7 protein-coding genes are annotated in these 6,375 nt (G+C 34.9%); 3 read left to right on the plus strand and 4 right to left on the minus strand.

Going from position 1 to position 6,375, the window contains the following annotated elements:
• Positions 1–414 precede the first annotated feature (414 nt).
• Together OZD68_RS06080 and OZD68_RS06085 are read left to right on the plus strand one after the other, a co-directional pair.
• On the plus strand, positions 415–1,035 hold the full coding sequence (locus OZD68_RS06080; RefSeq protein WP_182309345.1) for a superoxide dismutase: 621 nt from the start codon (positions 415–417) through the stop codon (positions 1,033–1,035).
• Entirely contained in the window at positions 1,032–2,303 is a 1,272-nt protein-coding gene (locus tag OZD68_RS06085) for a M16 family metallopeptidase (RefSeq protein WP_182309346.1), read from the plus strand. The genes OZD68_RS06080 and OZD68_RS06085 overlap by 4 nt, the downstream gene beginning before the upstream one ends.
• 6 nt (positions 2,304–2,309) lie before the next feature.
• Here OZD68_RS06085 and OZD68_RS06090 read toward each other — a convergent pair whose 3' ends face one another.
• From OZD68_RS06090 to nuoE, 3 genes are all read right to left on the minus strand, one after another.
• Positions 2,310–2,627: a WD_0736 family protein gene (locus OZD68_RS06090; protein WP_182309347.1), complete on the minus strand. Its 318-nt coding sequence runs from the start codon at positions 2,625–2,627 to the stop codon at positions 2,310–2,312.
• Between the two features lie 191 nt (positions 2,628–2,818).
• Positions 2,819–4,033, minus strand: coding sequence for a tRNA guanosine(34) transglycosylase Tgt (gene tgt, locus OZD68_RS06095; RefSeq protein WP_182309348.1), 1,215 nt, complete (start codon positions 4,031–4,033; stop codon positions 2,819–2,821).
• Complete coding sequence (gene nuoE, locus OZD68_RS06100; RefSeq protein ID WP_182309349.1) at positions 4,034–4,534, minus strand: NADH-quinone oxidoreductase subunit NuoE; 501 nt, start codon at positions 4,532–4,534, stop codon at positions 4,034–4,036.
• A gap of 224 nt (positions 4,535–4,758) precedes the next feature.
• Between nuoE and OZD68_RS06105 the strand changes: the two genes are divergently transcribed.
• Positions 4,759–6,069: a hypothetical protein gene (locus tag OZD68_RS06105; protein WP_275009251.1), complete on the plus strand. Its 1,311-nt coding sequence runs from the start codon at positions 4,759–4,761 to the stop codon at positions 6,067–6,069.
• 67 nt (positions 6,070–6,136) lie between these two features.
• Here OZD68_RS06105 and OZD68_RS06110 read toward each other — a convergent pair whose 3' ends face one another.
• On the minus strand, positions 6,137–6,343 hold the full coding sequence (locus tag OZD68_RS06110; protein ID WP_182309350.1) for a hypothetical protein: 207 nt from the start codon (positions 6,341–6,343) through the stop codon (positions 6,137–6,139).
• Positions 6,344–6,375 lie beyond the last annotated feature (32 nt).

Raw genomic sequence — 6,375 nt, forward strand, 5'->3', positions numbered from 1 at the left:
AAAAGAAACCCTAGGGTAGCTAGTTATTCACTATCCATTTTTTAAGTTGGCGTTTTTTTATGTTTTAAACGCTTTATAAGCGCGTTTCAGCTTATGTAGGTAGAAATTTTATAAGACATAAGGTGCACATAGTGCAAAAAATTAACCATAAGACGCCAGATACGTGAGTTTTTTTTCATTTAATCTGTACAGAGAGGATAAATAAATAGCTTCAGTTTCATGATAATGTGGTTGGCGAAGGGTGTCAAGTAACTTTTGCATTTAATCCATTTCTATGGCTTATATAATAATCGTTATTGTAGTATAATTTAGAATAATGCAATAGATACCTAAATGTTTTAGCTATTAATTACATGTTGCACAAAAGCATATATTGCCCTACCATCCAAGTAGGTTAGAAATAAAGAGGTTTTTATGAGTTTTACTTTACCTGAATTACCATACGATAAAACAGCTTTGGAGCCTTATATATCTGCAAAAACCTTAGATTTTCATTATGATAAGCACCATAAGGTATATTTAAATAAACTCAACGAGCTAGTTGAAAATACAGATTATCAACATGTAAAAATTGGGGAATTAATTACAAAAGTGCATCGTAATAGCGGCAACTTGCCTATATTTAATAATGCAGCACAAGTTTGGAACCATACTTTTTATTGGAATTCAATGAAAAAAAATGGTGGTGGTAAGCCTAAAGATGGTAGTCTTCTAGCAAAAAAAATTCAAGACGATATCGGTGGCTTTGATAAATTTTATGAAGAATTTTCGAGTCATGGAGTAAGCCAGTTTGGCAGTGGATGGGTATGGTTAGTGCTCGAAAAAGGTAGGTTAGGAAAGCTCAAAATCACCAAGACTCCAAATGCAGATTTGCCAATAATTTATGGCCAAGTGCCACTACTCACTATGGATGTGTGGGAGCACGCCTATTATTTAGATTGTCAAAACCGTAGAATTGACTACATAAAAGTTTTCCTTGATCATTTGATTAATTGGGATTTTGCAGAAGAGAACTTAGAAGAATATATGAGATGAATATACCACTGGTAACAAAATTAGATAATGGTCTGCGCATAATAACTGAGCAGGTGCGTGATATTGATTCCGTAGCTTTAAGCATACGAGTTGGTGTTGGCAGTAGAGCAGAAAGTGCAAAGCAAAATGGAATATCCCATTTTTTAGAACACATGGCTTTCAAAGGGACGAAGACAAGAACTGCCTTTGAAATTGCAAAAGCTTTTGATGACATAGGTGGAGTTTTCAACGCTAGCACCGGTAGGGAAAGCACCACCTATTATGCAAAAGTCCTCAAGAAAGACATAAAAACTGGTATTGATATATTAATAGATATATTGATGAATTCCACGTTTCCAGAAGATGAATTGGAACGTGAGAAGGGTGTTGTAATACAAGAGATTTTTCAAACTAATGATTCACCAAGTGACATTATTTTCGACAAATATTTTGAGGCAGCTTATAAAGACCAACCATTTGGTAGGTCAATCTTAGGCACGCAAAATACTGTAAAATCTTTTACTCGAGGAGATCTAGATAATTACATAAATGAGCATTACTTTGGTGAGAATATGCTATTTGCCGTTGCAGGAAATGTTGAACATGAAGAAGTTGTTGCATTAACCAAAGATTTTCTCTCAAAGATTCATTCTAAAAAGCTGAAAAAAAGCCAAAATGCGAGCTGTACTGGTGGTGAGTATTTAGAACATCGTAAATTAGATCAGGTACACTTGCTAATTGGTCTACCTAGTGTTTCTCGCCATGACGATAAATATCACACGTTTCAAGTGCTTGATTCTATATTAGGGAGCGGAATGTCATCACGTTTATTCCAGGAAGTAAGGGAAAAGCAGGGATTAGCTTACTCTGTTTATTCATTTAATTCCAGCTATACTAATACAGGAATGTTTTCCATTTTTGCTGGTACAGACAGTAGTAACTTAGATAAGCTTTTAAAATCTATAACGACAGAGTTGAAGAAGTTGTCTACAGATGATCTGAAGGAAGAAGAAGTAAATAGAGTGAAAGAGCGAGTAAAATCCCAAATTTTGATGTCACGCGAAAGTGTTAGCTCACGTGCTGAAACATTGGGACACTACTACGGTAACTATAATAGGTACATCAGTAAAAATGAATTAATAGAAAAAATTAGTGCAGTTACCACTGCTAACGTAAAAAAAGCAGCAGAAGAATTGTTATCTCAGCATGAAAAAACCACTCTAGCTGCAATTGGAGAAATTGAATCATTGCCAAGTTACGATAAAGTGGTTTCTATGCTTAAAGCTTAGTGTACTTTAATTATGTTGCTTAAGCTCACTAAAAAGTTCAATGAACGGTTGCAAAATCCTTTTTATAAAAAGTTTACTTTCTGGTTCATCGCGTATATTACTTATCAGTTTATTCAAAGTTTTCTCGCTGTTTCGTAAAAATAAATAGCTTTCTACTGCTTGCACACCAGACAAGACAGTCAAAATTCCTCCTATCACTAGACAAGCAGCTATAGCAGGTACGGTACCCACTGCAATTGCAGTTGCGATTAATGATAACCCAGCTAAGAATGTAACGGCTGAAACGCAAAACGCTATTTGATGTTTTTCTTTATTGTTAACCATAAATACCTCACAAAAACTATATTTTTAACATACCAGTGTTGTCATGTATTGTCAAGTTTTTAAAGAAGATTAAAAAATGCAACGCACATGTGCAAAAGACGCTAACTATGGATTAGCCAAGGAAGAAAGAGTAGGAAGAGGAAGGCTTTTTCTGTTTTAGGGAATATAAAATAAGCGTAGAAAAATATGAACTAGGTGTATAATTCACAGTGTAGTGGTATCTCACTAATCCAATTATTTTTCTCCCGATCTAGCCTATCATCTAATATAGCCTGCCTTATTGATGCCATTAACTTATTCATAAAGAAAATATTATGAATGGTAACGAGCGTGTAAGCCAGGAGCTCTTTAGCTTTCAGTAAATGGTGTATATAAGCTCTTGAATGTTTTCTGCAGGTAAAGCATAAACAGTCACTTTCAATTGGGTTGTTGTCCAGCTCAAATCGTTGATTCCGCAAATTAATATGCTCTTTGCACTTTGAAGAAATAGAATTTCTGTTTTTTACTTTAACAAGTGCGCCACCATGCCTTGCTAAGCGGGTTGGATGCACGCAATCAAACGTGTCAATTCCAAGCTCTACTCCGCGAAAGATGTCCACAATTCCACCAATACCAAGCAAATGAGTAGGCCTGTCTTTTTTCAGGTGGTCCATAGTGAAAGAAACTACATCATGCATCTGCTCTTTACTTTGACCAAGTGATCCACCTATTGCTTGACCAAAAAATGGCAAATCGTTGATAAAATCACAACTTTCTCTACGTAAATCTTGATACACTCCGCCTTGACTAATTCCATACAGTGCCTGCTTGCCATTATTGTTTTTTTCAAATTCATTTAAAGAACGTTCAGCCCATCTGTGGCTCATGAGCATTGATTTTGCTGTGTATTCTTTGCTTACGTGAAATGGAGTGCATTCATCTAAAACTAGGATTAAATCTGCACCTAATTTCTGTTGAATTTGTACAGATTTTTCAGGAGTTAAGCAATAAATTTTACCATTAATGTAAGAACGAAAAATTGCCACATCCTCATTAATTTTGATCAAAGTTTTTTGTTTTTTTCTTATTCCTTTTATCTCTTCCGAAACTGATCCGTGGCCTAAGCTAAATATCTGATATCCACCTGAGTCAGTTAGCATTGGCCCATTCCATCCTATCATCTTGCGCAAACCACCAAGTTTTGCAACAGTATTCTCTCCTGGTTGAAGCATTAGGTGATAGGTGTTGGAAAGTATGATTTGGGTACCAGCTTCACTTATTCTTTCAATATCTGCAGCTTTAATTGCAGCTTTTGTTGCGCAGAATATAAAAGCTGGGGTTTCTACGCTTCCATTTGGAGTTTTAATTGTTCCAACTCTTGCAGAACCTGATTGCTTGATTCTCTTGAATGAAAATTCTTCTTTCATCTATTTGCCTGAAAGTTCTGTTATGATGTTTTCTACTTTCTCAGGAGTAAGATTTTCATAGAAGTCATTATTGATCTGCACAACGGGAGCATTAACGCATGCACCTAGGCATTCAACTTCTTTTAAAGTGAACAAATTATCTTTAGTAGTCTCACCGATATTGATTCCAAGTTTTTTTTTAAAGGTATTTAAAACTTCTTCACTATTGCACAACCAGCAAGGAGTTGTTCTACAAATTTGTATTAGATATTTGCCTACTGGTTTTAAATTATACATGGTGTAAAAATTTGCCACTTCATATACACGAATATGTGGAATATGCAGCATATCAGCAACATAATGCATAGCAGATTCAGAAACCCATCCGCATTGCTCTTGAACCAGATATAGTAAAGGCATAACAGCACTACCTTCTCTACCTTTGGGATACATCTCTATAAACTTTCCCGCTTTCTTGAGGTTTTCTGATGTAAAACTAAACTGCTCTTCTTTTTCTATCATTCATGAGACTCGTGTAAACTTTAACAGATTATACATGTAGAACCAATGATTGCAATTGTTGGTTTTTTGAGAAATAGCATAAAGCTTCTTAGCCCTCTTCAAGCTTATATTTACCTTTTAGTATAAAATATTATATTAATTTTTTAATTTTAGTTAAAATTTTCATTGACATTAACACACAGGAGTAATCATAATAGCATTTTATTAATATTTTAAATAAAATTATGTCTATATTAAGAAGATTGCTCGGGATCAACTCAAATACACAGGAAATTAAAGAAGCGATAGGTTTTAATCCAACAAACGTAGAATTAATTGAGGGGAATGGAGTTGCTTACGGACTCAGCTATCAAGATAATGGCAATGGGAGCAGTAAAGTAAAATTACTTATTAGTCCATTATATCAATCAAAAACATACGAATGTGGTACAAATATCAGCGTAGCAAATGAATTCAAAGATCAATTATCTCTCACATTAATAGAAGATTCAGCTGAAATAGACAAAGTTGGAGTTATCTTTCCTGAAGAAGGAATTAGCGAAGAAGGAGAAAAATGCGTTAAAGGCTTATCTTTTAACACTTACGGAATTAAACAATCAGTTAATACTCCTTCAGTTGAACATTTAGATAAAAGAAAATTACAAAAGAATATTGATAATAATAGTCTTGCAAATGTGGGCAATAGTTACTTTCAACCAAGAGCAGTGAAAGTTGGTAATGGTGACGTAATTGTAATCGCCCATAACTTAAAGGATCAAACTTTAGTTTCTTGGTACTTAAAGTCAAGCGAGAGCGGAAAATTTAAGGTATTGACTGTAGAAAAAGGTGTTACAGAAAGAAAATTGTTCAATTTTGATAATCAGGGGCAATTGGCATTAAATGGAAACACGATGCTTTATTCGCAAGTGAGCAAAAGGATTACTAAGGAAAATCAAGAGGTGAGAAGAACACGTATTTTTAAATTTGATATGGCTAAAGTGATTCAGGGTCTGAAGGATGGAGTTAATGGCTTTTTACTTGGTAATCGAAAAGGTCAAATAGATAATAAAGCACTATCTCTTTCTAGAGAACATGAAATAAGCTTTTTGCAGTATGTTGAACAAACTGAAGGAAATGATCTAGTTGCTTTTCTTGAAAATGACCAATCAGCTAATGAGCAGATGTTACATATAGCAACTCTACTTAAAAATGGATCAGTGTCAGATTTTCCTATCTATCAATTTACAGATCCTATAGAGCAATTATATATTAAAGGCAACGGTCAGGGTGGTTTTATCGTAACTGCGGTAAGTGGAGAAAATATTGTAACTTTTAATCAAAACGGCTCTGGAAAATCTTCTGAAGCAACAATAATACCGGCAAATAGCATCAAAACTCTCAGTGATTTTGTTAATATCATTAACGGTCGATTAACGCCAGATATTATTTCTAGTAGTACCGTGGCTCCTATAACTGTTGCAGAAACGGTTGTGACTTCTAAGAAAACGCCGACTGCTGCAATTATAGCCTTTCTTATAATAGTCCAAATGCGATAAGATATGTGTTTATGGCTATAGCAGGCCAGTAGCATATTACGGTCTGTTCGGATTATTGTAAAAAGAGCTATACTAGCACAGCAGAAACCGACGCTGTGAAGACTACTAAATTGACAACGGAAGCCGTTGCACCTACTTCTACAATAAGTAAACCTTCAACGGAGTCAACGACAGTAGCAAAAACAACTACTACTTCACAAGCGACCACGGTTGCTACAACGTCAACTAGTGTGCCGATAGTATAGCTCTTTTTACAATAATCCGAACAGATCATAATATGCTACTGCTCTACCATAGCCATAAGCA

The sequence above is a fragment of the Wolbachia endosymbiont of Drosophila bicornuta genome (genome assembly GCF_028982105.1).
In the GTDB taxonomy this organism is placed as follows: Bacteria; Pseudomonadota; Alphaproteobacteria; order Rickettsiales; family Anaplasmataceae; genus Wolbachia; species Wolbachia pipientis.